Raw genomic sequence first — 25,707 nt, 5'->3', positions numbered from 1 at the left:
AGCTGAGATCGCGGCCGCAGAGGGGCTCCCCGCGTGCGGCGTCCAACATCGGAGCGGTCGCGGCGCTATCAACACCCATCCACACCCCGGATATGACCTCCGCCCGATCGCTCCCTATATAGATGGCCTGAGCAACCCGAATCGCAGGCCATGCGCGTCTTCACCGTTCCCATCTCGGCGCCGTTCCTGCGCAGCGTGATCGCGGCGCTGGTCGACGGCCGGCTGGTCGACGGCTTCGAGGCGCGCAGCGATCCGGCCCGACTCGCGACCGCCACGCTGTATCTGCCGACGCGCCGTTCGCTCCGTGTCGCGCGCGAAATGTTCCTCGACGAGCTGAAGACCGATGCCGCGGTGCTGCCGCGCCTCGTCGCGCTCGGCGACATCGATGAGGACGAGCTTGCCTTCGCCGAGGATCGCGACGCGTTCCTCGGGCCGGCGCCGCTGGAGATTCCGGAGCGTCTCGACGACCTGCAGCGCCGGCTCACGCTGGCGCGGCTGGTCGCGGCCTGGGCCAAGACGCCGGTGTCGGCGCCGCTGGTGATCGGCGGGCCCGCCTCGACGCTCGCGCTGGCCGGCGACCTCGCACGGCTGATCGACGACATGGTGACGCGCGGCGTGTCGTGGGACGCGCTCGACGCGCTGGTGCCGGATCAGCTCGACAAATACTGGCAGTATTCGCTCGAGTTCCTGCGGATCGCGCGGACCGCGTGGCCGGCCTATCTGCAGGAGATCGGGCGCATCGAGCCGGCGGCGCGGCGCGATCTGTTGATCGCGGCCGAGGCGGCGCGGCTGTCGGCGCATCCCGATGGGCCCGTGATTGCCGCCGGCTCCACCGGCTCGATGCCGGCGACGGCAAAATTCCTGCTCGCCGTCGCCAAGCTTCCGCATGGCGCGGTGGTGCTGCCTGGGCTCGACACCGATCTCGACGAAGCCGCGTGGAATTCGATCGGCGGTGCCAGGGACCGCGCCGGCCGCGTGTTGACGCCGCCCGCGGTCAACCATCCGCAATATGCCATGCATCTGCTGCTCAAGCGCTTCGGCCTGGACCGGCGCGACGTGGTCCGTCTCGTCCCAACCGGCCGCGGCGGCCGGGAGGTGTTGATCTCAGAGGCGATGCGGCCGTCGGAGGCGACCGCCGTCTGGCACGAGCGGCTGCGCCAGTTCGACATCGCCGCCAACATCGCGGAAGCCATGGACAACCTCGCGGTCGTCGCTGCGCCCAATCCGGAGATGGAGGCGCTGGCGGTCGCGATCGCGATGCGCGAGGCGCGCCATCTCGGCAAATCGGCCGCGCTGGTGACGCCGGACCGCGCGCTGGCCCGCCGCGTGATGGCGGCGCTAGCGCGCTGGCACCTCACCTTCGACGACTCCGGCGGTGATGCGCTGTTGGAGACGCCCGCTGGCATCTTCGCGCGCCTCGCCGCCGAAGCCGCCGCGCGCGGGTTGGAGCCGCCGACCCTGCTGGCGCTGCTCAAGCATCCGCTGTGCCGGCTCGGCCGCGCCGCGAATGGCTGGAAGAGTGCCATCGAGACGCTGGAGCTCGCGGTGCTGCGCGGCACGCGGCCGCAAGCCGGAACCGGCGGGCTCGCGCGCGACTTCGCGCGCTTCCGCGACGAGCACACCAAGCTGCATCAGGGCGAAGTATCATCGCTGCACAAGGCCGAGCCGCGCGCGCGTCTCAGCCCCGAGCAGCTCGACCGCGCCGGCGCGCTGATCGCGCAGTTGCAGACGGCGCTGGCGCCGCTGGAAAACCTCGCCTCGCCGCGCCCGCAGGATTTCGCCGAGCTCGCCGCGCGGCATCGTGAGGTGCTGATTGCGCTGTCGACCGACGATGTCGGCCTCAGCACCGCCTTCACCGATAGCGACGGCGCCGCGCTGGCGCGCTGCTTCGACGACCTGCTCGCGTCCGGCGAGCGCTGCGGCCTGATGGCGCCGCTGGCGGATTATCCGGATCTGTTCCATACCGCCTTCTCCGATCGCGCGGTGCGCCGCCCCGAGCGCCACGGCGCGCAGCTGCAGATCTACGGTCCGCTCGAAGCCCGGCTGATGCAGGCCGACCGCATGATCGTCGGCGGCCTGATCGAGGGCATCTGGCCGCCGGCGCCGCGCATCGATCCCTGGCTCAGCCGCCCGATGCGGCATCAGCTCGGCCTCGACCTGCCCGAGCGCCGCATCGGACTATCAGCACACGATTTCGCGCAGCTGCTCGGCGCGCCCGAGGTGATCCTGACCCACGCCGCAAAGTCCGGCGGCGCGCCCGCCGTGGCCTCGCGCTTCCTGCACCGGCTCGAAGCCGTCGCCGGCGCCGAGCGCTGGAAGGCGGCGGAGGCGCGCGGTGACATCTACGTCCGCTATGCCGAGGTGCTCGACCAGCCCGCGACCGTGAAGCCGATCGAGCAGCCGGCACCGAAGCCGCCGCTGGCAGCACGGCCGCTGCGCATGTCGGTGACCGCGATCGAGGACTGGCTGCGCGATCCCTACACCATCTTCGCGCGCTACATCCTGCGGCTCGATCCGCTCGATCCCGTCGACATGCCGCTGTCATCAGCCGATCGCGGCTCGGCGATCCACGAGGCGATCGGCGAGTTCACGCAAGTTTATGCCGATGCGCTGCCGCTGCATCCGGCGCATGCGCTGCGCGTGATCGGCGAGAAACATTTTGCGCCGCTGATGGAGCGTCCCGAGGCGCGGGCGCTGTGGTGGCCTCGCTTCCAGCGCATCGCCGGCTGGTTTGCGGCGTGGGAGAGCGCGCGACGCGCGCAGATCGGCGCGATCACCGCGGAGATCCGCGGCGAAATCGGCATTCCGCTCGACAATGGCCGTACCTTCATCCTGTCGGCGCGCGCCGACCGCATCGAGCAGCATGCCGAGGGCACCTACGCCATTCTCGACTACAAGACCGGACAGCCGCCCACGGCCAAGCAGGTACGCATGGGCCTGTCGCCGCAGCTCACGCTTGAAGCCGCGATCCTCCGCGAGGGCGGCTTCGACGGCATTCCGGCCGGCAGCCTGATCAGCCAGCTCGTTTATGTCCGGCTGTCCGGCAACAACCCGCCGGGCGAGGAGCGCATTCTCGAGCTGAAGATCAACAAGAGCGACGCGCCGCAGCATCCGGACCAGGCCGCGCAGGAGGCGCGCGAAAAACTCGAAGCGCTGATCCGCAGCTTCGAGGACGTCAATCAAGGCTACACCTCGCTGAACCTGTCGATGTGGGCGAACCGCTACGGCGCCTATGACGACCTCGCCCGCATCAAGGAGTGGTCGGCGGCCGGCGGCCTGGGAGTGGAGGAATGGTGAAGGCGCCCCGCCCCATTCCGCAGGCCGTGCGCGAGGCGCAGACGCGCGCATCGAACCCGGCTGCCTCGGCGTTCGTGTCGGCCAATGCCGGCTCGGGCAAGACGCATGTGCTGGTGCAGCGCGTGATCCGGCTGCTGCTCGACGGCGTGCCGCCGGAGAAGATCCTCTGCATCACCTTCACCAAGGCCGCCGCCGCCAACATGGCCGAGCGCGTGTTCTCGACGCTCGGCCATTGGGTGACGCTCGACGACGACGCGCTGGATGACGCGATCCGATCCACCGGCATTCCCAACCCCGACAAGAAGCTGCGCGCCTCGGCGCGCAAACTATTTGCCAGCGCGCTGGAGACGCCGGGCGGGCTGAAGGTGCAGACCATCCACGCGCTGTGCACCCGGCTGCTGCAGCAGTTTCCATTCGAGGCCAACGTTCCCGCGCGGTTCTCGGTGCTCGACGAGCGCGACCAGACCGAGATGATGGAGCGCGCCAATCTCAAGGTGCTGCTCGATGCCTCCAGGGCGCCGGACAGCGCGGTCGGCCGGGCGCTGCAGGTGGCGATGGCCAATGCCGCCGACTCGACCTTCAAGGAGGTCGTGCGCGAGGCTTGCCTGAGCCGCGATCATTTCATGGCCTGGACCGATGGCGCCGGCCGCGTCGAGGTCGCCGCGCAGCATCTCGGCGAAGTACTTGGCATCGGCGCTGATGAGACGCTGGAGGCGATCGAGCGCGACATTCTTGACGGTCCAAACCTGCCGCGCGCGGACTGGACCGAGATCGCCGGTCGGCTGGATGGCGGCGCCAAGACCGACCAGAAGCAGGCGGAGCAACTTCGCGCTGCACTGGCGTTCTCTGGAGCCGATCAGGTCGACGAATATCTCCGGCTGTTTCTCACCGACGACAAGCAGCCGCGCAAATCGCTGCTGACCAAGAAGTTCGCCGACGCCAATCCGGGGTTGGCGGGTCTGTTCGATTCCGAGGCCGCCCGGCTCGACCGCCTGATCGAGAAGCGCCGCGCCGCTGTCGTGCGCGACCGCACCGAGGCGCTGCTGCAGATCGCGACAGCGGCAGCCGCGAACTATCGCCGCGAGAAGGAGGAGCGCGGGCTGCTCGACTATGACGACCTGATCGACAAGACACTGGCGATGCTCAACCGCGTCTCCGCCGGCTGGGTCCACTACAAGCTCGACCGCGGCGTCGATCACGTGCTGATCGACGAGGCCCAGGATACGAGCCCACGGCAGTGGGACATCGTTGCCCACATCATCGAGGAGTTCACCGCCGGCGCCGGCGCGCGCGACGGCCTGACGCGGACGATCTTCGCGGTCGGCGACGAGAAGCAGTCGATCTTCTCGTTCCAGGGCGCCGACCCGCACGAGTTCGATGCGCGCCGGCGGCAATTGCAGAAGCGCTTCACCGACGCCGGGCTATTGTTCGATCCGGTGTCCTTCACCTATTCGTTCCGCTCCGGGCCGACGGTGCTGCACGCGGTCGACCATGTATTCCGCGAGCGCGAGGTCTACAGCAGCATCCACTCGCCTGACATCGGCCATCCCATCCACAACGCGCTGACCGATGCCGGGCCGAGCATGGTCGAGCTCTGGAGCCTGTGCGAACGCGACGACCGCAAGGAGATCGAGGGCTGGCGGGCGCCGTTCGACGGCGTCTCCGTCACCAGCCCCGAGGTGAAGCTGTCGCGCCGCATCCAGGCCGAGATCAAGCGGCTGATCCTGACAGGCACGATGACCGGCCATGACGGCGCGCGGCGGCGGCTCAGCTATGGCGACATGCTGATCCTGGTGCGCCGGCGCGGCAACGCCTTCGATGCCGTGATCCAGGCGCTGAAGCACGCCGGCATCCCCGTCGCCGGCGCCGACCGGCTCAAGCTGACCGAGCACATCGCGATCATCGACCTGATGAACCTCGCCGACGCGCTGCTGCTGCCGCAGGACGACCTGGCGCTGGCCACCGCGCTGAAGAGCCCGCTGTTCGGGCTCGACGACGACGATCTGTTCAAGCTGGCGTGGCAGCGCCGCGGCTCCTTACGCGACGCACTCACAGCCCATGCCGCTGACGACGAGCGGCTGCAGGCGGTCGTCCGACGCCTGCAGCAATGCGAGCGCCGTGCGTCTGAGGACACGCCGTTCGCGTTCTACGCCTGGCTGCTTGGCGGCGATGGCGGCCGGCGCCGCATCCTGGCGCGGCTCGGCCACGAGGCGAACGACGCGCTCGACGAATTCCTGGAGCTGGCGCTGTCCTATGAGCGCAAGGCGCCGGCTTCGCTGCAGGGATTCATCGCCTGGCTGCGCGCCGCCGACACCGAGGTGAAGCGCGACATGGAGATTTCGCGCGATGAGGTGCGCGTCATGACCGTGCACGGCGCCAAGGGCCTCGAAGCCTCCGTCGTCTTCCTGGTCGACACGACGTCATCGCCGGCGGATTCGCAGCGGCTGCGGCTGATCCACGTGCCGCATGGCGAGCAGGAGATCGTGGTCTGGGCCGGCCGCAAGGCCGACGATCCGCAAGCCGTGGCTGCGGCGCGCACGGCGATGCTCAAGGAAACCGAGGACGAATATCGGCGGCTTCTCTATGTCGCGATGACGCGCGCCGCGGATCGGCTGGTCATCGGCGGCTGCATGCCGGGCAACATGAACAACGTCCGCGGCGGCAGCTGGTACGACCTGATGGCGCGCGGCCTTGACGCGGCGGGCCTGCAGGTCGAGGTGACCGAAACCGAGGACGGGCCGGTCAAGCGCTACGCGCGGGCCGAGGACATCGCGGAAACCGCTGCTGACGAAACGCAGCGCATGGTCGAGACGGCCGTCGAGCTGCCGGCGTGGCTGCGCACGGCGGCGGCGGAGGCGCCTGGCGAGGTCGCCGTGCTCCGGCCATCCGATCCGTCCGCCGACGAGCGGCCGGTGCGCACGGGCGAATCGCTGGCCGCGCGCAGCCTCGCGATGCAGCGCGGCACGCTGGTGCATCGCCTGCTGCAGTCGCTGCCCGAGGTGCCGCCGGAGCGGCGGCGCGATGCCGCGCTGCGATATCTGATTCGCAACGCCGCCGACTGGCCGGAGGACGAGCGCGCGGGACTCGCGGAACGCGTGCTCGCCGTGGTCGAAGACCCGCGCTTTGCCGCGGTGTTCGCGGCCGGGAGCCGGGCGGAAGTCTCGATCGTGGGCCGCCTCGCACTGGCCGACCAGCCTCCGGCGCTGGTCTCCGGCCAGATCGACCGACTGGTGGTGACCGAGGCCGAGGTGCTGATCGTCGACTTCAAGACCAACCAGCAGCCGCCCTCGGGACTCGCCGACGTGCCCCCGGCCTATGTCCGGCAGCTCGCGCTGTACCGCGCCGTGCTCGGCCAGTTGTACCCCGGACGAAACGTCCGCGCCGCGCTGCTCTGGACCGAAGCCGCTGAATTCATGGAGCTTCCGGCCTCCGCGCTGGACGCCGTGCTGCCATCCCAGCACGTCTGAGTGAGCCCGCTTGACCCGGCATCACGCCATTCCTACTTTGACACCCACGCTGAGGCGGTGCGTCCGCGCCGCTCCCTCCAACCGAACGAGGTAATCCCATGGCCGTTGGCAAGGTTTCCGACGCCGATTTCGAAAGCGAAGTGCTCAAGGCCGACGGCCCGGTCGTGGTCGACTTCTGGGCCGAGTGGTGCGGCCCGTGCCGCATGATTGCGCCCGCCCTGGACGAGATCTCGAGCGCGATGGGCGACAAGGTCAAGATCGTCAAGCTCAACGTCGACGAGAGCCCGAAGACGGCCTCGAAGTACGGCGTGATGTCGATCCCCACCTTGATGGTGTTCAAGGGCGGCGAGATGGCCTCGCGCCAGGTCGGCGCTGCGCCGAAGGCGAAGCTGCAGCAGTGGATCTCGTCGGCGGTCTGACGCTTCACGATCCAGGATTTTTGTCGAACGGCCGGCGGAATCGCCGGCCGTTCGCGTTGAGGGGGTATGTTTCAGCGTTTTCGGATGTCGCCATGCCCGCCCGCGCCCATCGCTCGCCCTCCCGCAAATCCGGTTTGCTGGCCATGGAGGCGCGCTCGGTGGATGCAATCCCGCGCGGCGAGGACTGGCAATACGAGCCGAAATGGGACGGCTTCCGCTGCCTGCTCGCGCGCGAGGGCGCTCAGGTGACGATGCAGTCGAAAGCCGGCGAAGATCTCGCCCGCTACTTCCCCGAGGTGGTCGCTGCGGCACGCCAACTGAAGGCAACCAGCTTCATCCTCGACGGAGAGCTGGTGGTGCCGCAGGTGAAGTCGTTCTCGTTCGATGCGTTGCTGCAGCGGATTCATCCCGCCGCCAGCCGGGTGAAGAAGCTGTCGGTGGAGACGCCGGCGCTGTTCCTCGCCTTCGATCTGCTGGCGAGTGGCAAGAAGGAGCTCGTGACGCACACGCTGCACGAGCGGCGGCCGGCGCTGGAGGCGTTTGCGGAAGCGAACTTCGCCGGGCACCCGACGTTTCGGCTGTCGCCGGCGACGACGCGCTTTGCGACCGCGCAAGACTGGCTGGCGCAATCCGGCGGCGGCTCGGATGGCGTGATCGCCAAGCGCATCGACCTGCCCTACCAGGCAGGCAACCGCGACGGCATGCAGAAGATCAAGCGCTATCGCTCGGCCGATTGCGTGATCGGCGGCTTCCGCTACGCCACCAACAAGGGCGCCCAGGGGCGCAAGCTGGTCGGCTCGCTGCTGCTCGGGCTCTACGACGATGACGGCCTGCTGCATCACGTCGGCTTCACCTCCGCGCTCAAGAAGGACGAGAAGCCCGCGCTGACCGACAAGCTCGAGCCGCTGATCTCGCCACCCGGCTTCACCGGCAATGCGCCGGGCGGGCCGAGCCGCTGGTCGACCGAGCGCTCCGCGGAGTGGTGTCCGCTGAAACCGAAGCTGGTGATCGAGGTCTGCTACGACCATTTCTCCGGCGAGCGCTTTCGCCACGGCACCTCGATCCTGCGCTGGCGGCCCGACAAATCGCCGAGGCAATGCACGTTCGAGCAGCTCGAGCAGAGGGTCGCTGATCCCTGGAAACTGCTCGCGTGAGCTCAGCGGATCCAGCCGGTCGCAAGCGCCGATGCAAATTCCTCGTCGCCATTGGCGCGCGCGAGCGCAGCCATGGATCGGTGATCATAGGGCACGTGGCGGAAGCTCACGCTCCAGCCGGACGACGTCGGCTCAAGGATCGCGTAGCGCGCATCAGGCGTGCCGGCCTGCACGACATGCGGATGCGGCGCGTTATAGGAATAGCCGGGGCTGCCGACGCTGCCCGGATTGACGATCAGCCGACCGTCGCGCAAGCGCACCGCACGGGCCGTGTGGGTATGGCCACACAGGATCAATGATTGCGAAATGCCGGCGGCCAGTCGCTCGATGTCGTCGAGCAGCGCGCAAGTGATCGCACCGTCCTGAGCGACGCGCTCGAGCCAGTAGACGTTGTCGTCATCGGGCGTCGCGTGACATAGAAACACCTCGTCCTGATACACGGCCGTCGCCGGGATCGTGCGCAGCCAGTCGAGATGATCAGCTTCGAGCTGGGCGTAAGCAGGCCGCTCCCATGCGCCCATCTTCTCCGGCGGTCGATCGATCAGCCAGCGATCGTGGTTGCCGCGGACATGCACCGCATCGAGCGGCATCAGCAGATCCATCGTCTTGCGCGCGTCGAGCGGGCCGCTCGCCATGTCGCCGAGGTTCACGATCTCGGTCACGCCCTGCGCACTGATATCCGCGAGCACGGCCTCCAGCGCGAGATGGTTGCCGTGGACATCTGCGATCGCGGCAAAGCGCATGCGCCATTCCTCTCAGGTCGGCGGAGTGCCGTTGAGGTCGAGCACGTGGCCCGCGAGATAGAGCGACCCCGTGATCAGGATACGCGGCGGGACCTCATAGGCAAGCCGCGCGATGCCGGCGAGCGCCGACGCGACGCCATCGGCGATCTCGACGCGCATGCCGAGCGTGCGCGCGGCGGCGGCCAGATCAGCCGGTGCCATCGCCTTGCTCTCGTTCGGAATCGGCACGACGATGATGTGGCGCGTCAGGCCGGCGAAGTTGACCAGGAAGCCCGCGGCATCCTTGTTGCCCATCATGCCGACGATGACGACGAGCTGCCGCGACACGCGCTCCTCGAGATCCCCGATCGCCGCGGCGACGACACGGCCGCCTTCGGCATTGTGGCCGCCGTCGAGCCAGATCTCCGCGCCCTGCGGCGCGATCGCGGTGAGCGCGCCGCTCGACAGCCGCTGCATGCGCGCCGGCCATTCGGCGCCGACGATGCCGTCCTCGAACGCCTTGGTGGCGAGCTTGAACTGATCGACCGCGCGCAAGGTCGCGATCGCGAGGCCCGCATTGTCGAACTGATGCCGGCCGAACAGTTTTGGCGCCGGAAGATCAAGAAGACCACGGTCGTCCTGATAGACCAGCCGGTTGCGCTCGACACTGACGTGCCAGCTCTCGCCCGCGGCAAACAACGGCGCGCGCTGTCGCCTGGCCTCGCGCTCGATCACGGCCATCGCATCGGGCTCCTGCGCCGCCGAGATCACCGGGCAGCCGCGCTTGATGATGGCGGCCTTCTCGGCCGCGATCAGCGCGCGGGTGTCACCGAGAAACTCCATGTGGTCCATGCTGATCGGCGTCAGCACGGAGGCCGCGACCTGCTCGACAACATTGGTGGAATCGAGCCGGCCACCGAGGCCGACTTCGAGCAGCACGACATCGGCTGGATGCCTTGCGAACAGCACGAAGGCCGCGACGGTCTTGACCTCGAAGAAGGTGATCGGCGCGCCGGCATTGACCCGCTCGCACTCCAAGAGCGCGGAGATCAGCTCGTCGTCCTCGACCAGGACGCCACCGCCGGCGCGGCCGAGCCGATAGCTCTCGTTGATGCGCACCAGCCAGGGCGAGGTGAAGACGTGGACGCGCAGCCCCGCGGCCTCGAGCATTGCGCGCAGATATGCGACCGTGGAGCCCTTGCCGTTGGTGCCGGCGACGTGGATGACCGGCGGCAGCTTGCGCTCGGGATGACCGAGCTGCGCCAGCAGCCGGTGCATGCGATCCAGCCCGAGCGAGATCCGGCTCGGATGCAGGGCAGAAAGCCGCGTGATCAGCTCGTCGAGCGACGGTCTTGGCTGGGCGGCAGAATCGTTCACGCGCTCGTTGCGACCGCCGGCGCTTCCGCGGCTTCGGCGGGCTTGGCCGGCGGCGGCAGCTGCGGCGCGGGCTTGGCGTGTTCGATGGCCGGCGCCTTGGTCAGCAACCGGCACAGCCGCGCCAGCGTCGGCCGCAGGTCATGACGGTGCACGACCATGTCGACCATGCCGTGGTCGAGCAGGTATTCAGCGCGCTGGAAACCTTCGGGCAGCTTCTCGCGAATGGTCTGCTCGATCACCCGGGCGCCGGCGAACCCGATCAGCGCACCGGGCTCGGCAATGTGGACGTCGCCCAGCATCGCGTAGGACGCGGTGACGCCGCCGGTGGTCGGATTGGTCTGCACGACGATGTAGGGCAGCTTGGCCTCGCGCAGCATCTGGACCGCGACCGTGGTGCGCGGCATCTGCATCAGGGACAGGATGCCTTCCTGCATGCGCGCGCCGCCGGAGGCCGCGAACACGATGAACGGCGACTTCTTCTCGACCGCGAGCTCCAGGCCACGCACGATCGCCTCACCGGCGGCCATGCCGAGCGAACCGCCCATGAAATCGAAATCCTGCACGGCGATGACGACGCCCATGCCTTCGAGCTTGCCGAAGCCGACCTTCACCGCATCGTTCATGCCGGTGCGCGCCCGCGCATCCTTGATGCGGTCGGCATAGCGGCGCTCGTCGCGGAATTTCAGCGGGTCGGGCGTGACCTCGGGCAGCGCGACGTCGAACCAGGTCTCGTTGTCGAACATCGACTTCAACCGCGCCACCGCGCCCATGCGCATATGATAGTTGGAGCCGGGAATGACGAACTGGTTGGCCTCGACGTCCTTGTAGAACACGAGCTGTCCGGAATCCGGGCACTTGATCCAGAGGTTCTCCGGCGTCTCGCGGCGCAGGATGTTGCGGATCTTCGGCCGGACCACATTGGTAAGCCAGTTCATGTGTCGCTCCGTGTTGCGGTCGCCCGGATATATGGCGGGACGGCGGGGTCACGGCAAGGCGGCCGCGACATCCGCTCGGATAGTGGTTGACGGCCTATTCCGCGGCCTGTTGCGCGCCGCGCACGCCCTGGGCGAGAGCGGCGGCCAGATCGGCGACCGCACTGACGGTCTTGGCGGTCGCGCGGTCCTCAGCATCGAGGCTGGCGCGGAGTGCGTCGACCAGGGCGGTGCCGACCACGGCGCCATCGGCATGGGCTGCGATGGCGCGGGCCGTCTCCGGTGTCCGGATGCCGAAGCCGACGCAGACGGGCAGCGCCGTATGGCGCTTGATGCGCGCCACGGCGGCGCCCACAGCCGACGAATCCGCGGCCGCCGCGCCGGTGATGCCGGTGATCGAGACGTAGTAGACGAAGCCGGAGGTGTTCGCGAGCACCGCCGGCAGCCGCTTGTCATCGGTGGTCGGCGTCGCCAGCCGGATGAAGTTGAGCCCGGCCTTCAGCGCGGGGATGCAGAGCTCGGTGTCCTCTTCCGGCGGCAGGTCGACGATGATCAGGCCGTCGACGCCGGCGGTCTTGGCATCGTCGAGAAACCTGTCGACGCCGTAGATGTAGATCGGGTTGTAGTAGCCCATCAGCACGATCGGCGTGTCGACATCGCTGTCGCGGAAGCTGCGCACCAGTTGCAGCGTCTTCCTCAGGGTCATGCCGGCCTTCAGCGCGCGCAGGCCCGCCGCCTGGATCGACGGACCGTCGGCCATCGGATCGGTGAACGGCATGCCGATCTCGATGATGTCGGCGCCAGCCTGCGGCAGCGCCTTGACGATCGCCAGCGAGGTTTCAGGATCAGGGTCGCCTGACATCACGAAAGTGACGAACGCCGAGCGGCCTTCCTTTTTCAATTGCGCGAAACGCGCATCCATCCGGCTGGTCACGATGCCTTCGCCCTTCCTCGCAAGATGTCGCCCACCTGCGGCACGTCCTTGTCGCCGCGGCCGGACATGTTGACCACCATCAGGTGGTCTTTCGGCTTCTTCGGCGCGAGCTCCATGACCTTGGCGATCGCATGCGCCGGCTCCAGCGCCGGGATGATGCCTTCGAGCCGCGATAGCAATTGGAACGCGGCCAGCGCCTCCTCATCGGTCGCCGACAAATAGTTCACGCGGCCGACCTCGTGCAGCCAGGAATGCTCCGGTCCGATACCGGGATAGTCGAGACCGGCCGAGATCGAATGCGCCTCCTCGATCTGTCCGTCCTCATCCATCAGCAGATAGGTGCGGTTGCCGTGCAGCACGCCGGGACGGCCACCGGCGATCGATGCCGCATGCAGCTGCGTGAGGCCGTGGCCCGCGGCCTCGACGCCGTAGATCTCGACCGAGGGGTCGTCGAGGAATGGATGGAACAGGCCCATCGCATTGGAGCCGCCGCCGATGCAGGCGATCAGCGAATCCGGCAGGCGGCCTTCGGCCTCCTGCATCTGCGCGCGCGTCTCGCTGCCGATCACCGACTGGAAGTCGCGCACCATCATCGGATAGGGGTGCGGGCCGGCGACGGTGCCGATGCAATAGAACGTGTTGTGGACGTTGGTGACCCAGTCACGCAGCGCCTCGTTCATCGCATCCTTCAGCGTCTTGGCCCCGGACTGCACCGGCACCACCTTGGCGCCGAGCATCTCCATGCGGATCACATTCGGCTGCTGCCGCTCGACGTCGACGGCGCCCATGTAGACCACGCAGTCCAATCCGAAGCGCGCGCACAGCGTTGCGGTGGCCACACCATGCTGGCCGGCGCCGGTCTCGGCGATGATGCGCTTCTTGCCCATCCGGCGCGCGACCATGATCTGGCCGAGCACGTTGTTGACCTTGTGCGAGCCGGTGTGATTCAGCTCCTCGCGCTTGAAGTAGATCTTGGCGCCGCCGAGATGCTCCGTCAGCCGCTCCGCGTAATACAGCGGCGAGGGCCGGCCGACGTAGTTCTTCAGGTAGCCGTTCATCTCGGCATGGAATGCCGGATCGGCCTTGGCCTCCGCATAGGCCTTTTCCAGGTCGAGGATCAGCGGCATCAGGGTTTCGGCGACGAAGCGGCCGCCGAAGATGCCGAAGTGGCCGCGGTCATCAGGGCCGCTGCGGTAGGAATTGGGAATGGCTGTCGTCATTGAACGCTCAACTCTTCAGCGGCCCGCGCCGCGCGAATGAAATCCCGGATCATGTCGCAATCCTTCACACCCGGCGTTCGCTCGACGCCGGATGACACGTCGACGCCGCCGGCGCGCGTGATCCGCACGGCCTCGGCGACGTTGTCGGCGCTCAGGCCGCCGGACACCATGAACGGGCGATCGAGTTTCAGGCCCTGCAGCAGACGCCAATCGAAGGTAGCCCCGAGTCCGCCGGGACGGGTCGCATCCTTCGGCGCCCGCGCGTCGAACAGGATGCGGTCGCACACATCGGCGTAGCCCGCCAGCGGCGCAAGATCGGCGTCGGTCGCGACCGGAATGGCTTTCATGATGGGCAGGCCGAAGCGCTGCTTGAGGTCGCGGATGCGCGCGATGCTTTCGCGGCCATGCAGCTGCAGGAGATCAGGCCGCAGCGTCTCGACGATATTTTCGATCATCGCGTCGTCGGCATCGACGGTCAGCGCCACCTTGAGCGCGCGCCCCCTGACGTCACGGCCCAGCTCACGCGCGGCCGTCAGGTCGACATGGCGTGGGGACGGCGGAAAGTACACGAAGCCCACCATGTCGGCGCCCGCGTCGAGCGCCGAAGCGAGGGTATCGGGCGTGGTCAGGCCGCAGATTTTGACGAGCAGGGACATCGATGAACAACGCACGTCCGGGCGGAAAGGATCACCAGAAGCCGGCGGCTTCCAAGGCCGCCGAGCTTGGGCGCCTTCTACAACGCGGCGCCCTGCTTGTCTCGCCCATAAGGGGCGAAAAGCCGCGCCGGCGCCGTCGTAACCAGAGATTGTGCCGAGCCCTGATTTGCACGCGCCGCGGCGCTCAACTGCGCCACCTGCGCACGGGCCGCTTCGGCATCGGCCTGATGACGGCGCGCGGCCCGCCGCCAGCGGCGTTGGCCGATCCAGGTGGCACAACCACCTGCGATCACGCCCAGGATCGCGACGGCGATGATCAAGGCGAACAACGGGACCGATACCGCGAGCGCCGGATCGGTCGCGTTGAACGGATCAAACGATACGGTAACGAAATGCCGATTGGCGACCGCGAAGATGACGAACAGCACCAGCAGCGGAAGGACGACCACGACAGTGAAGAATTTTCGCATGCGCTCGCTCGTGTCAGTCAGGCCGGATTCGCCTCGAAATCAGCCGCCGACGACTAGCACGGCCGGCGCGAGATGCTTCAATCGTCTGAGTCGTCAGCCGCAGCGCCCGCGGGATTGTCTCGGTTCAGCCGCTCGCGCATTTCCTTGCCCGTCTTGAAGAACGGGACGCTCTTCTGGTCCACCGGGACATGCGCCCCGGTCCGCGGGTTGCGACCGGCGCGGGCCGGCCGATGCTTGACCGAGAAGGCGCCGAAGCCGCGCAGCTCGACGCGGTCACCGCGGGCGAGCGCCGCGACGATCTCGTCGAGGATCGCGTTGACGATGTTCTCGACATCCCGCTGGTAGAGATGCGGGTTGTGCTCGGCGATACGCTGAACCAGCTCGGATTTGATCATCGAGAAAATGTACCCGGGGAGACAGGTCCCATTTCCGTGAAAATATGCTGGACTGTCAAGACGCTAAATCATTCATCGCGGCCGTGAATCGGGGGGCGAGGCCGGGTACGGGGCCTCGCCATGGCACACGCGAAACGGGAAGATCGTCCCGAGGATGGTCTTGGCGAGTTCAATTGCCCGGCGCGGGCGTCCAGAGCGCGAGCATGCCGTCGAGGCCGATGCGATCGACCGCCTGGACCACGCCGGTGTGCTCGAGCTGGCGGGCGATTCCGGACAGGCCGACGGCGTCGAGCGCGATCGAGGTGGCCGTTCGCAGGAAGGTGAGGTCGCCAAACCGCGGCGTGAGCTTGTAGTCACGCACCGGAAGGTCCTTCTTGACGTTCTTGTTCGCGACGAGCCAGGCGACCGCGGTCTTCTCGTCGCCGAGCTCGTCGATCAGCTTCAGCTCGATCGCCTGCCGGCCGGTGAAGACGCGGCCGTCGGCCACCTTCTCCAACTGCTCATCATTCATGGCCCGGCGATCCTTCACCAGTCCGCGGAACCAGGCGTAGGAATCCTTGACCAGGGCGTCGAGCGCCGCACGCGCTTCCGGGCTGGTGGGCTCGTAGCCGTTGGGGGCGGCCTTCAGCGGCGAGGATTTGACCTCCTCGATCTTCACGCCGACCGTCTTCAACAGCTCGCCGACATTGGGGTACTGGAACAGCACGCCGATCGAACCGACCAGCGAACTCTGCTGCGCGACGATGTGATCGGCAGCGATCGCGCCGATATAGCCGCCGGACGCCGCGAGACCTTCAACGACGACGACCAGCGGCTTCTTCGCCTTCAGCCGGACCAGCGAATCGTAGAGCTGCTCGGAGCCGGCGGTGGTGCCGCCCGGCGAATTGATGTGGACGATGACGGCTTCGGCCGAGGAGTTTTCGAGCCGCTCCAGCGCCTCGACTCGCTCATGATCGCTACGGATCAGGCCCTCGATATTGACGCGGGCGATCGAGCCGGTGGTCGACAGCACGGTGCGGCCGCGCGGCGACATGGCGAGGCCGATGGCGGAAAGAGCCGCGACCGCGATCAGCACCGCGACCACCCGCCAGAACGTCAGCTTGCGGCGCAGCCTGCGGCGATCGACGATCACATCCGAATCAAGCGACATGGACAGCTCCTGGAAGTCTCGGCGCGTTTTGCATCCGCAGCCTGAATATCTCGTTATCCGATTACATCAATCGCGGCGCAATTTGAAGAAAGGAAGGCTCCGCCACGAAGCCGTCAAAGGGTCGACGGGCTCCGAGCAGGCCGCAGGGCTAGCGTATTCGATGATCGGAGTCTTGCTCTCATCTCTCCACGTCGTCATGGCCGGGCGTATCCGCATATGCGATGGCGAGGGGCGGATCGAAATGCCCCGGGGGCACAAAAAAGCCCCGGCCGAAGCCGGGGCTTTGATCTCGTCACGCGGATCGAAGGCTTACTTCGAGTCGCGGTTCTTGAGCGCGGTGCCCAGAATGTCGCCCAGCGTCGCGCCCGAATCGGACGAGCCGTACTGCGCGATGGCTTCCTTCTCTTCAGCGACTTCCAGCGCCTTGATCGACACCTGGACCTTGCGGGCCTTCTTGTCGAACTGGATCACGCGGGCATCGACCTTCTCACCGACGGCGAACCGCTCTGTGCGCTGATCGTTGCGATCGCGCGCCAGCTCGGAGCGCTTGATGAAGGTGGTGAAGTCGGTGCCGGTGATCTTGACGTCGATGCCGCCGTCCTTGACGTCGAGTACCTCGCAGGTGACGACCGCACCCTTCTTGACATCGCCCGGCTCGGCGAAGGGATCGCCTTCGAGCTGCTTGATGCCGAGCGAGATGCGCTCCTTCTCCACGTCCACGTCGAGCACCACGGCCTTGACCATGTCGCCCTTCTTGTAGTTGTCGATGACCTGCTCGCCCGGCTGCTTCCAGTCGAGGTCCGACAGATGGACCATGCCGTCGACGTCGCCTTCGAGACCCAGGAACAGGCCGAACTCGGTCTTGTTCTTGACCTCGCCCTCGACCACCGAACCCGTCGGATGCTTCTCGACGAAGACCTCCCACGGGTTGCGCATGGTCTGCTTGAGACCGAGCGAGATGCGGCGCTTGACGCTGTCGACTTCGAGCACCTGCACTTCGACTTCCTGCGAGGTCGAGACGATCTTGCCGGGGTGCATGTTCTTCTTGGTCCACGACATCTCGGAGACGTGGATCAGGCCTTCGATGCCCGGCTCGAGCTCGACGAACGCGCCGTAGTCGGTGATGTTGGTGACGCGGCCATGGAAACGGGCCTGCAGCGGGTACTTCGCCTCGATGCCCTGCCACGGATCGTCGAGCAGCTGCTTCATGCCCAGCGAGATGCGGTGCGTCTCGTGGTTGATCTTGATGATCTTGACCTTGACCGTCTGACCGATGCTCAGCACCTCGGTCGGATGGTTGACACGGCGCCAGGCGATGTCGGTGACGTGCAGCAGGCCGTCGATGCCGCCGAGGTCGACGAACGCACCGTAATCGGTAATGTTCTTGACGACGCCGTCGATCACCTGACCCTCTTCGAGGTTCTGCACCAGCTCCTGGCGCTGCTCGGCGCGGGTCTCTTCCAGCACGGTCCGGCGCGACACGACGATGTTGCCGCGGCGACGGTCCATCTTGAGGATCTGGAACGGCTGCGAGTTGTTCATCAGCGGCGCGACGTCGCGGATCGGACGGATGTCGACCTGCGAGCGCGGCAGGAAGGCCACGGCACCGTCGAGGTCGACGGTGAAGCCACCCTTGACCTGGTTGAAGATGACGCCGTTGACCTTTTCGTTGTTCTGGAACGCCTTCTCGAGCTTGCCCCAGCTCTCTTCGCGGCGCGCCTTGTCGCGCGACAGCACCGCTTCGCCGAGCGCGTTCTCGATGCGATCGAGGAACACTTCGACCTCGTCGCCGACTTTCAATTCACTGTCACGGCCGGGCCCGGCGAATTCGCGCAGCGCCACGCGGCCTTCGGTCTTCAGGCCGACGTCGATGACGGCCATGTCCTTCTCGATCGCAACAACCTTGCCCTTGACGACAGAGCTTTCCTGCAGGTTGCCCTTGGTGAAGGACTCGTCCAGCATCGCGGCGAAATCATCGCGGCTGGGATTGTAGGAAGAAGCAGAGGTACTCGAAGCCATTTGTTCTCCAGATGCGGACATTCTCGCCAGCTTGGGTTGATCGGCGCATCGAATGGACAGTGCCTGGAGGTCCACAAATCCCCAGACGTCCGCGCTGTCAGCGCGATAAGCGCAAACGGCGCGGGCCGGCAGTGCCTGCACATGCGATACGTATGAAGTGCGTCCGGCTGATCGGACTCGATTGAACCGCAATCGAGCTATCGACGGTCAAGGGCGGGAGCGGGCTTTCCTCCAATGACGCCGGCGGAAATCAAACCCGCTGGCGGCCCGCTCGAACGGCCTCGACGATGTCGATGGCGGCCCGGACGCCGCTCTCTATATCCAAATGGGAGTTGTCAAGCAAGTAAGCATCCGGGGCTTGTTTTAAAGGCGCGACGGCCCGGTTCTGGTCACGCTCGTCGCGCGCCAGGATGTCGGCCAGAATGGCCGCCTCATCGGCCGGTTCCCCCCGTGAAAGCGCCTCGAGCGTGCGACGATGCGCCCGGATGCGGGGATCGGCGACGACGTAGATCTTCACCTCGGCGTCCGGGCAGATCACGGTTCCGATGTCGCGGCCGTCGAGCACGGCACCGGGCGGCTGGCTTGCGAACTGACGCTGGAAGGCCACCAGCGCCTCGCGCACTTTCGGCAACGCCGAGACCACGGAGGCTGCGGACCCGACCTGGTGCGACCTCAGCGCCGGATTGTCGAAGGTCGAGGGATCCAGGCTCATGGCGACGTCCGCCGCCCGCGCCTCGTCCTTGAGGTCGATGCCGGCGGTCAGCAGCGCATGGGCAACGGCCCGGTAGATCACGCCCGTATCCAGGTGCCTGAGGCCGTAATGCGCCGCGAGACGCTTGGCCATGGTGCCCTTGCCCGAGGCCGCCGGGCCGTCGATGGCGATGATCATGCGAAATCCGCGCCCGCCTTGCACATCAGCGGGATGAAATCCGGGAAGCTGGTGGCGATGAAGGCGGTGTCGTCGACGGTGACCGGCTTGTCGGACGCGAGGCCCATCACGAGGGCGGACATCGCGATGCGGTGGTCCATGTGGGTCGCGACGATGCCGCCGCCCGGCACGTGACCGCGGCCCTCGACGATCAGGTCATCGCCGCTGATCTCGACCTTGACGCCGTTGACACGCAGCATCGCCGCGGTGGCCTCCAGCCGGTCGGATTCCTTGACGCGCAGCTCATGCAGGCCGCGCATCACGGTGGTGCCCTCGGCATAGGCGGCGGCGACGGCCAAGACGAGATATTCGTCGATCATCGACGGCGCGCGCTCGGGCGGCACGACGACGCCCCTCAGCTTCGAGGCGCGCACGCGCAGCCGGGCCATGGGCTCGCCGGCATCGCCGCGGACGTCGTCCTCCTCGATCGAGGCGCCCATCTCGCGCAGGGTCGTGAACAGGCCGGTGCGCAGCGGGTTGGTCATCACGTCCGACAGCACGAGGTCCGAGCCATCGACGATCAGCGCGGCGACCAGCGGGAACGCGGCCGAGGACGGGTCGGCGGGAACGATCACGGGGGCACCACACAGCTCCGGCTGGCCGGTCAGTGCGATGCGGCGGCCATGAGACCCTTCCGGCGTGGTCACGATCTCCGCGCCGAAATGCTTCAGCATCAGCTCCGTATGGTCGCGGCTGGCCTCCTGCTCGATCACGGTGGTCACACCGGGCGCGGCGAGGCCCGCGAGCAGCACCGCCGACTTGATCTGGGCCGAAGCCACCGGCGTGCGATACTCGATCGGCACCGGGTTGCCGGCGCCCTGCAGGGTCAACGGAAGCTTGCCGCCCTCGGCGATCGACACCACCTTCGCGCCCATCAGCGCCAGCGGGTCGAGGATGCGCCGCATCGGACGGCTGCGCAGCGAGGCATCACCGTCGAAAACGGCCGTGATCGGGCAACCGGCGACGGCGCCCATCACCAGCCGGCAGCCGGTGCCGGAGTTGCCGAAATCGAGCGGTGTGCTGGGCTGGGCGAAGCCGCCGACCCCCACGCCACGGACGGTCCACGCGAAGCCGCCGGTGCGCTCGACCTTGGCACCCAGGGATCGCATCGATTCGGCGGTGTTGAGGACGTCCTCGCCCTCGAGCAGGCCGGAAATCCGGGTCTCGCCGACCGACAGCGCCCCCAGGATCAGCGCCCGGTGCGAGATCGACTTGTCGCCAGGCACGCGAATCGTGCCCGAGAGGGGCCCGGAGGCGCGTGATTCCAGGGGAGTCGGGGCGGCTGACGTGCTCACGGCGGGATCCTCGTGTTTCGGACGCGGCAGGTATCACAGCCCCCGCCCTCCGTCACGAGCGGTGATTTTCCCGTTGACAGCGCTATTGACAGCGGCGCGGCAACTAGCCAAGTGAGACACCGCTTTTCAGACATTGCCAGGACGCCTGCACGTGGCCAAATCCGAGCTCGGAACCAAACGCATTTGCCCGACCACGGGCAAAAAGTTCTATGACCTCAACAAGAACCCGGTGATTTCGCCCTACACCGGCGAGGTCGTGCCGATCGCGCCCGTGGCTCCGACCCGCGCCATGCGCGGCGAGGCTGCGCGTGCCGCTGCGGCGGCCGACGTGGTTGAGCCCGCCGAGGCCGAGGAGTTGGTGTCGCTCGAGGAGGCCGATGCCGAGGAGAACTCCGGCAAGGTCAAGGCCGTCGTTCCCGAATCGGAGGACGACATCGAGATCGACGAGACCCTCGACGATGACGAGGATGATGACTCGACCTTCATCGCCGACGAGGAAGAAGGCGACGAGGACGTGACCGACATCATCGGTGATGTCGGCGGCGACGAAGAATAATCGTCGAAGACACTTGAGATCAGCCGCGAACTGTGGTTCACGGTGCTCCCCGGCGGTCACCCAGACCGCCGGTTCGGTTCAGGGGCCATAGCTCAGCTGGGAGAGCGCTTGCATGGCATGCAAGAGGTCGGCGGTTCGATCCCGCCTGGCTCCACCAGCCTTCGCTCGCTTCGCGAGCTTCGGCTCGGCAAGCCACCCCAATCTGCCAATTGAGCGAAGCGAGCGAAGGCTGTCGCGCCGTAGCCTGGACGCCGGAGCCCTCTTTGGCGCAGGCGGGAAGGCGAAGGCGGACTTCGCTCCGCACGACGATACCCCCCTCTCCGTCGCTTCGCGAGCTTCGGCTCGGCAAGCCACCCTAATCCGCCAATTGCGCGAAGCGTGCGAGGGCTGTCGCGCATAGCCCGAAGGGCGAAGGCGGACCTGGGCTCCGGGCGATAAGGCCACCTCCTTCGAACTGCTCATTCGACCGAAGTTGTAGACCCTAAGCGGCATCGCCTGCCAGAATCGTACCTAGAAGGGTCGGGGCGGCCTGCCATGAAGTTTGTCTACATCCTCGAAAGCCTCGATGGCGAGCACTTCTACGCCGGCATCACAGACGACGTCCCGGCTCGGGTCGCGAAGCACAATGCAGGCGAAGTCCCGCACACCTCGAAGTTTCGGCCGTGGCGGCTCAAGACTTACATCGCTTTCAACGACGTGAAGCAGGCCTTCGCCTTCGAGAAGTATCTGAAATCTGGCTCAGGTCGGGCGTTTGCGAAGAAGCGCCTCTAACGATGCGGTGCTCCGAGGCTGATCTGGCGGGAGGTCTCACCCCTCCGCCGCCGCATCGAGCCGCTCCCGCAGCTTCACCAGCTTGCCATGCAGATCCGTGAGCTCCGCGATCGAGCATCCCGTCGCGTCCAGGATCGCCGGCGGCACGATCGCTCTTGCCTTGTCGCGCAGGCTCGCGCCCTGGCTCGTCAGGGTGACCAGCACCTGCCGTTCGTCCTCGGCCGACCGGGTCCGCTTCACCAGATGCGTAGCCTCCATCCGCTTCAGCAGCGGCGTCAGCGTGCCGGAATCGAGGAACAGGCGGGCGCCGATGTCCTTCACCGTCAGGCCGTCCTGCTCCCACAGCACCAGCATGACCAGATATTGCGGATAGGTCAGGCCCAGGCGGTCGAGCAGCGGCTTGTAGACGCGGTTGAAGGCGTGCGCGGTCGAATAGACGGCGAAGCAGAGCTGGTTGCCGAGCTGGAGCGGCACGTCTGCCGCGGACTTCTTTCGCATCGAGGTCACCACAGGTCGATCCTATCGGCATCTTGAGCCCGCACGCCTCGCATCGACAACGGGCCCGGCGCACCGATCACGAATTTTCTACCGGACAATTATATTGTGCACAATCTAATTGTGTGCAATATTGACTCGCTGAATTCGTCCAACCAGGAGACACTCCATGTCTGTGAACGTGCTCTACAAGACCAGCGCCAAGGCCACCGGCGGCCGCGACGGCGAGGCGGCGACCCTCGACGGCTCGCTCAAGGTCAAGCTCTCCACCCCGAAGGAGCTCGGTGGCGGCGGCGGCGCCGGCAACAATCCCGAGCAGCTGTTCGCGGCCGGCTACGCCGCCTGCTTCATCGGCGCGATGAAGTTCGTCGGCTCGCAGGGCGGCCCGAAGGTTCCCGCCGACACGTCGGTGACCTCCACCGTCGGCATCGGGCCGCGCTCGGAAGGCGGCTTCGGCATCACCGTCGAGCTCGCCGTCTCTCTGCCCGGCCTCGCCAAGGCTGACGCCGAGGCGCTGGTCGCCAAGGCGCATGAGGTGTGCCCCTATTCCAACGCCACGCGCGGCAATGTCGACGTCAAGCTGACCGTCGTCTGAGCTTCAATTCCGTCGTGCGGCAGGACGACCTCCGTTGTCCTGCCGCATGGCAGCCCCCGTTTGCGCCACCGCCGCAGCAATGCTTAATGATCGCGAGCTGAAACCAACCTCGCGACATCCGATGACACCTCAATTTGCTCCCGGCGCCATGGCCGGACTGCGCGTGATCGATCTGACGCGCGTGCTCGGCGGGCCCTATTGCACGCAGATCCTGGCCGATCACGGCGCCGACGTGATCAAGGTCGAGCCGCCGGCCGGCGACGAAGTGCGCGACTGGGGCCCTCCGTTCCACGACGAGGACGCGGCCTATTTCGTCGGGATCAACCGCAACAAGCGCTCGATCGGCCTCGATCTCGCGTCCGAGGGCGGCCGCGTCGTGCTGATGCGGATGCTCGAGACCGCCGACGTGCTGATCGAGAACTTCAAGCCCGGCACCTTGGAGAAGTGGGGCATCGGCAGCGACACGCTGCGCGAGAAATTCCCCAAGCTGGTGCACTGCCGCATCTGCGGCTTCGGTGCCGACGGTCCGCGCGGCGGCAATCCCGGCTATGACGCGATCATCCAGGCGATGACCGGCATGATCGCCGCGACCGGCTCGCCGCAAAGCGGGCCGATGCGGATCGGCGTGCCGCTGGTCGACATCACGACCGGCCTCTATGCCGCGATCGGCATCCTGATGGCGCTGTCGGAACGGCAGCGTTCTGGGCTCGGTCAGTTCCTCGAGGTCACGCTGTATGAGACCGGCCTCGCGATCATGCATCCGCATACCGCAAACTACTTCATGCATGGCAAGCCGCCGTCGCTGACCGGCAACGAGCATCCGAACCTCGTGCCCTATGCGATCTTCCCGACCAGGACCGACGATATCTTCATCGGCGTCGGCAATGACGGCACCTTCCGCAAGCTCGCCAAGGAAATCGGCCGGCCGGAACTCGGCACCGATCCGCGCTTCGCCCGCAACAAGGATCGCGTCGCCAATCGCGAGGCACTGCGCGCCGAGCTCGCCGCCGTGTTCAGCCAATTCGAGGCGGAGCCGCTGTGCGACCGCCTGCTTGCGGCCGGTTTGCCGGCAGGACCCGTGCAGAAGATCGACCAGGCGCTGACCAATCCGCACACGATCTATCGCGGCGATGTCATCGAGAAGGACTGGTACAAGGGCGTGGCGTCGCCGATCCGGCTCGAACGCACCAAGCCGAGCCTGCGCTCCACCCCGCCGAAGTACAGCCAGCACGCGCAGGAGGTGCTCAGCGAGTTCGGCTACTCGGAGCACGAGATCCAGGCCCTGCTCTCCGAGGGCACGGTCTGCGCCGAGCGCAAGCGCTGAGGAGCCATCAGCCTGTCGTCTCCCAACGCTAGCGCCGCCCGGGCATCACCCCGGCGCCGCTACCGTCTCCCGCAAGTCGCTGCGTTCCGCCGCGACGAACGCGCTTTCCGCTGACGATCCAACCGGTTATACATTCACAAAACTGTCATCTCGCGCTGCTACGGCCGCGACGCCGATGACGTTCCATGGGAGGAATTTTTTTAATGTCACTTCGACAATTCTGGACAGCCGCCGCTGCGGCAGCCACGCTGGTCCTTGGCGCCGCCGCACCCGCACACGCGGTGACGGAGATTCAGTGGTGGCACGCGATGACCGGCGCCAACAACGACGTCATCGTCAAGCTCGCCAATGATTTCAACGCCTCGCAGACCGACTACAAGGTCGTTCCGACCTACAAGGGCAACTACGCCGACACGATGAATGCCGGCATCGCCGCGTTCCGCGCCGGCAATGCGCCGCATATCATGCAGGTGTTCGAGGTCGGCACTGCCACGATGATGGCCGCCACCGGCGCCGTGAAGCCGGTCTACAAGCTGATGCAGGACGCCGGCGAGAAGTTCGATCCCAAGAGCTACCTGCCGGCCATCACCGGCTACTATTCGACCTCGAAGGGCGAAATGCTGTCCTTCCCCTTCAACTCGTCCTCCACCGTCATGTGGGTCAATCTCGATGAGCTGAAGAAGGTCAACGCCGAGATCCCGAAGACCTGGCCCGAGCTGTTCGAGACCGCCAAGAAGCTCCATGCGGCCGGCCACCCGACCTGCGGCTTCTCCGGCTCGTGGGTGACATGGGTCAATCTCGAGCAGCTCTCCGCCTGGCACAACGTGCCGCTCGCCAGCAAGGCGAACGGTCTCGACGGCTTCGACACCGTGCTGGAGTTCAACGGTCCGCTGCAGGTCAAGCATCTCGAAAACCTGGTCGAGCTGCAGAAGGACAAGACCTATGACTACGCCGGCCGCACCAACACCGGCGAGGGCCGCTTCACCTCGGGCGAATGCCCGATCTACCTGACCTCGTCGGCGTTCTTCGGCAACGTCAAGGCGCAGGCGAAGTTCGCCTTCACCGCCGCGCCGATGCCGTATTACCCCGACGTGAAGGGCGCGCCGCAGAACTCGATCATCGGCGGCGCTTCGCTCTGGGTCATGGGCGGCAAGTCGGCCGATGAGTACAAGGGCGTCGCCAAGTTCCTGACCTTCCTCTCGGACACCGACCGCCAAGTCTACATCCACAAGGCGTCGGGCTATCTGCCGATCACCAAGGCCGCCTATGCCAAGGCCAAGGCCGAGGGCTTCTACAAGGATCAGCCCTATCTGGAGACCCCGCTGCTCGAGTTGACCAACAAGGAGCCGACCGAGAACTCCCGCGGCCTGCGCCTGGGCAACATGGTGCAGCTGCGTGACGTCTGGTCGGAGGAGATCGAGCAGGCTCTGGCCGGCAAGAAGACCGCCAAGCAGGCGCTGGACGCCGCCGTCGAGCGCGGCAACCAGATGCTGCGCCAGTTCGAAAAGACGGCCGTGAAATAAGGCCAAGA

General features: G+C 66.8%; 22 protein-coding genes and 1 tRNA gene. 10 read left to right on the top strand and 13 right to left on the bottom strand.

Annotated elements, in window-relative coordinates; all coding sequences use genetic code 11:
• Positions 1–150: 150 nt before the first annotated feature.
• From addB to ACQR1H_RS20700, 4 genes are all read left to right on the top strand, one after another.
• Positions 151–3,297 (top strand): double-strand break repair protein AddB, encoded by a 3,147-nt coding sequence (addB, locus tag ACQR1H_RS20715; RefSeq protein WP_434908119.1) that lies wholly within the window; start codon positions 151–153, stop codon positions 3,295–3,297.
• Entirely contained in the window at positions 3,291–6,764 is a 3,474-nt protein-coding gene (gene addA, locus ACQR1H_RS20710; RefSeq protein WP_434908118.1) for a double-strand break repair helicase AddA, read from the top strand. The genes addB and addA overlap by 7 nt, the downstream gene beginning before the upstream one ends.
• 98 nt (positions 6,765–6,862) lie before the next feature.
• Complete coding sequence (gene trxA, locus ACQR1H_RS20705) at positions 6,863–7,183, top strand: thioredoxin (RefSeq protein ID WP_015663255.1); 321 nt, start codon at positions 6,863–6,865, stop codon at positions 7,181–7,183.
• 143 nt (positions 7,184–7,326) lie between these two features.
• Positions 7,327–8,337, top strand: a complete 1,011-nt coding sequence (locus ACQR1H_RS20700; protein WP_316179411.1) for an ATP-dependent DNA ligase — start codon at positions 7,327–7,329, stop codon at positions 8,335–8,337.
• 2 nt (positions 8,338–8,339) lie between these two features.
• Here the strand turns inward: ACQR1H_RS20700 and ACQR1H_RS20695 are convergent, their stop codons facing one another.
• From ACQR1H_RS20695 to aroA, 12 genes are all read right to left on the bottom strand, one after another.
• Positions 8,340–9,080 (bottom strand): metallophosphoesterase family protein, encoded by a 741-nt coding sequence (locus tag ACQR1H_RS20695; RefSeq protein WP_434908117.1) that lies wholly within the window; start codon positions 9,078–9,080, stop codon positions 8,340–8,342.
• A gap of 12 nt (positions 9,081–9,092) precedes the next feature.
• On the bottom strand, positions 9,093–10,436 hold the full coding sequence (locus ACQR1H_RS20690; protein WP_434908116.1) for a bifunctional folylpolyglutamate synthase/dihydrofolate synthase: 1,344 nt from the start codon (positions 10,434–10,436) through the stop codon (positions 9,093–9,095).
• A complete protein-coding gene (gene accD / locus ACQR1H_RS20685; RefSeq protein ID WP_315803962.1) occupies positions 10,433–11,371 on the bottom strand; it encodes an acetyl-CoA carboxylase, carboxyltransferase subunit beta in 939 nt (312 codons plus the stop codon). The genes ACQR1H_RS20690 and accD overlap by 4 nt, the downstream gene beginning before the upstream one ends.
• A gap of 94 nt (positions 11,372–11,465) precedes the next feature.
• On the bottom strand, positions 11,466–12,302 hold the full coding sequence (trpA, locus tag ACQR1H_RS20680) for a tryptophan synthase subunit alpha (protein ID WP_316178992.1): 837 nt from the start codon (positions 12,300–12,302) through the stop codon (positions 11,466–11,468).
• On the bottom strand, positions 12,299–13,522 hold the full coding sequence (trpB, locus tag ACQR1H_RS20675; RefSeq protein ID WP_316178990.1) for a tryptophan synthase subunit beta: 1,224 nt from the start codon (positions 13,520–13,522) through the stop codon (positions 12,299–12,301). Before trpB ends, trpA begins: the two co-directional genes overlap by 4 nt.
• Entirely contained in the window at positions 13,519–14,178 is a 660-nt protein-coding gene (locus tag ACQR1H_RS20670) for a phosphoribosylanthranilate isomerase (RefSeq protein WP_434889985.1), read from the bottom strand. The genes trpB and ACQR1H_RS20670 overlap by 4 nt, the downstream gene beginning before the upstream one ends.
• A 77-nt stretch (positions 14,179–14,255) precedes the next feature.
• On the bottom strand, positions 14,256–14,648 hold the full coding sequence (locus tag ACQR1H_RS20665; RefSeq protein ID WP_434889986.1) for a lipopolysaccharide assembly protein LapA domain-containing protein: 393 nt from the start codon (positions 14,646–14,648) through the stop codon (positions 14,256–14,258).
• A 77-nt stretch (positions 14,649–14,725) separates the two neighbouring features.
• Positions 14,726–15,043 carry an integration host factor subunit beta gene (locus ACQR1H_RS20660; RefSeq protein ID WP_315803967.1) on the bottom strand — a complete coding sequence of 106 codons (318 nt, stop codon included), beginning with the start codon at positions 15,041–15,043 and terminating at the stop codon, positions 14,726–14,728.
• A 169-nt stretch (positions 15,044–15,212) separates the two neighbouring features.
• On the bottom strand, positions 15,213–16,193 hold the full coding sequence (sppA, locus tag ACQR1H_RS20655) for a signal peptide peptidase SppA (protein ID WP_315803968.1): 981 nt from the start codon (positions 16,191–16,193) through the stop codon (positions 15,213–15,215).
• A 309-nt stretch (positions 16,194–16,502) separates the two neighbouring features.
• Positions 16,503–18,212: a 30S ribosomal protein S1 gene (gene rpsA, locus ACQR1H_RS20650; protein WP_315741235.1), complete on the bottom strand. Its 1,710-nt coding sequence runs from the start codon at positions 18,210–18,212 to the stop codon at positions 16,503–16,505.
• A 250-nt stretch (positions 18,213–18,462) separates the two neighbouring features.
• Positions 18,463–19,101, bottom strand: coding sequence for a (d)CMP kinase (gene cmk / locus ACQR1H_RS20645; protein ID WP_434908115.1), 639 nt, complete (start codon positions 19,099–19,101; stop codon positions 18,463–18,465).
• On the bottom strand, positions 19,098–20,435 hold the full coding sequence (gene aroA, locus ACQR1H_RS20640; protein ID WP_434908114.1) for a 3-phosphoshikimate 1-carboxyvinyltransferase: 1,338 nt from the start codon (positions 20,433–20,435) through the stop codon (positions 19,098–19,100). Before aroA ends, cmk begins: the two co-directional genes overlap by 4 nt.
• A 151-nt stretch (positions 20,436–20,586) precedes the next feature.
• Between aroA and ACQR1H_RS20635 the strand changes: the two genes are divergently transcribed.
• The 3 genes from ACQR1H_RS20635 (at position 20,587) to ACQR1H_RS20625 (ending at position 21,762) form a co-directional block, all read left to right on the top strand.
• The gene (locus tag ACQR1H_RS20635; RefSeq protein ID WP_315805660.1) at positions 20,587–20,991 is read left to right on the top strand and encodes a TIGR02300 family protein; all 405 of its coding nucleotides are present in this window, start codon (positions 20,587–20,589) and stop codon (positions 20,989–20,991) included.
• 81 nt (positions 20,992–21,072) lie between these two features.
• A tRNA-Ala gene (locus ACQR1H_RS20630) sits at positions 21,073–21,148 on the top strand.
• 377 nt (positions 21,149–21,525) lie between these two features.
• Positions 21,526–21,762, top strand: coding sequence for a GIY-YIG nuclease family protein (locus ACQR1H_RS20625; protein ID WP_315805659.1), 237 nt, complete (start codon positions 21,526–21,528; stop codon positions 21,760–21,762).
• Between the two features lie 36 nt (positions 21,763–21,798).
• Here the strand turns inward: ACQR1H_RS20625 and ACQR1H_RS20620 are convergent, their stop codons facing one another.
• On the bottom strand, positions 21,799–22,260 hold the full coding sequence (locus tag ACQR1H_RS20620) for a MarR family winged helix-turn-helix transcriptional regulator (protein ID WP_316239369.1): 462 nt from the start codon (positions 22,258–22,260) through the stop codon (positions 21,799–21,801).
• A 166-nt stretch (positions 22,261–22,426) separates the two neighbouring features.
• Between ACQR1H_RS20620 and ACQR1H_RS20615 the strand changes: the two genes are divergently transcribed.
• From ACQR1H_RS20615 to ugpB, 3 genes are all read left to right on the top strand, one after another.
• Positions 22,427–22,852 carry an organic hydroperoxide resistance protein gene (locus ACQR1H_RS20615; protein WP_315741241.1) on the top strand — a complete coding sequence of 142 codons (426 nt, stop codon included), beginning with the start codon at positions 22,427–22,429 and terminating at the stop codon, positions 22,850–22,852.
• 121 nt (positions 22,853–22,973) lie between these two features.
• Positions 22,974–24,176: a CaiB/BaiF CoA transferase family protein gene (locus tag ACQR1H_RS20610; RefSeq protein WP_434908113.1), complete on the top strand. Its 1,203-nt coding sequence runs from the start codon at positions 22,974–22,976 to the stop codon at positions 24,174–24,176.
• Between the two features lie 203 nt (positions 24,177–24,379).
• Positions 24,380–25,699: a sn-glycerol-3-phosphate ABC transporter substrate-binding protein UgpB gene (ugpB, locus tag ACQR1H_RS20605; RefSeq protein WP_316178976.1), complete on the top strand. Its 1,320-nt coding sequence runs from the start codon at positions 24,380–24,382 to the stop codon at positions 25,697–25,699.
• Positions 25,700–25,707 lie beyond the last annotated feature (8 nt).

It is taken from the genome of Bradyrhizobium sp. HKCCYLRH2015 (assembly GCF_051168215.1).
In the GTDB taxonomy this organism is placed as follows: domain Bacteria; phylum Pseudomonadota; class Alphaproteobacteria; order Rhizobiales; family Xanthobacteraceae; genus Bradyrhizobium.
This window is presented reverse-complemented; position numbering and strand designations above follow the sequence as displayed.

Excerpts from the sequence above, each read along its gene's own strand:
- addB (WP_434908119.1), top strand. The coding sequence starts at position 151 with ATGCGCGTCTTCACCGTTCCCATCTCGGCGCCGTTCCTGCGCAGCGTG.
- addA (WP_434908118.1), top strand. The coding sequence starts at position 3,291 with ATGGTGAAGGCGCCCCGCCCCATTCCGCAGGCCGTGCGCGAGGCGCAG.
- trxA (WP_015663255.1), top strand. The coding sequence starts at position 6,863 with ATGGCCGTTGGCAAGGTTTCCGACGCCGATTTCGAAAGCGAAGTGCTC.
- ACQR1H_RS20700 (WP_316179411.1), top strand. The coding sequence starts at position 7,327 with ATGGAGGCGCGCTCGGTGGATGCAATCCCGCGCGGCGAGGACTGGCAA.
- ACQR1H_RS20695 (WP_434908117.1), bottom strand. The coding sequence starts at position 9,080 with ATGCGCTTTGCCGCGATCGCAGATGTCCACGGCAACCATCTCGCGCTG.
- accD (WP_315803962.1), bottom strand. The coding sequence starts at position 11,371 with ATGAACTGGCTTACCAATGTGGTCCGGCCGAAGATCCGCAACATCCTG.
- trpB (WP_316178990.1), bottom strand. The coding sequence starts at position 13,522 with ATGACGACAGCCATTCCCAATTCCTACCGCAGCGGCCCTGATGACCGC.
- ACQR1H_RS20670 (WP_434889985.1), bottom strand. The coding sequence starts at position 14,178 with ATGTCCCTGCTCGTCAAAATCTGCGGCCTGACCACGCCCGATACCCTC.
- ACQR1H_RS20665 (WP_434889986.1), bottom strand. The coding sequence starts at position 14,648 with ATGCGAAAATTCTTCACTGTCGTGGTCGTCCTTCCGCTGCTGGTGCTG.
- ACQR1H_RS20660 (WP_315803967.1), bottom strand. The coding sequence starts at position 15,043 with ATGATCAAATCCGAGCTGGTTCAGCGTATCGCCGAGCACAACCCGCAT.
- sppA (WP_315803968.1), bottom strand. The coding sequence starts at position 16,193 with ATGTCGCTTGATTCGGATGTGATCGTCGATCGCCGCAGGCTGCGCCGC.
- rpsA (WP_315741235.1), bottom strand. The coding sequence starts at position 18,212 with ATGGCTTCGAGTACCTCTGCTTCTTCCTACAATCCCAGCCGCGATGAT.
- cmk (WP_434908115.1), bottom strand. The coding sequence starts at position 19,101 with ATGATCATCGCCATCGACGGCCCGGCGGCCTCGGGCAAGGGCACCATG.
- ACQR1H_RS20625 (WP_315805659.1), top strand. The coding sequence starts at position 21,526 with ATGAAGTTTGTCTACATCCTCGAAAGCCTCGATGGCGAGCACTTCTAC.
- ACQR1H_RS20620 (WP_316239369.1), bottom strand. The coding sequence starts at position 22,260 with ATGCGAAAGAAGTCCGCGGCAGACGTGCCGCTCCAGCTCGGCAACCAG.
- ACQR1H_RS20615 (WP_315741241.1), top strand. The coding sequence starts at position 22,427 with ATGTCTGTGAACGTGCTCTACAAGACCAGCGCCAAGGCCACCGGCGGC.
- ACQR1H_RS20610 (WP_434908113.1), top strand. The coding sequence starts at position 22,974 with ATGACACCTCAATTTGCTCCCGGCGCCATGGCCGGACTGCGCGTGATC.
- ugpB (WP_316178976.1), top strand. The coding sequence starts at position 24,380 with ATGTCACTTCGACAATTCTGGACAGCCGCCGCTGCGGCAGCCACGCTG.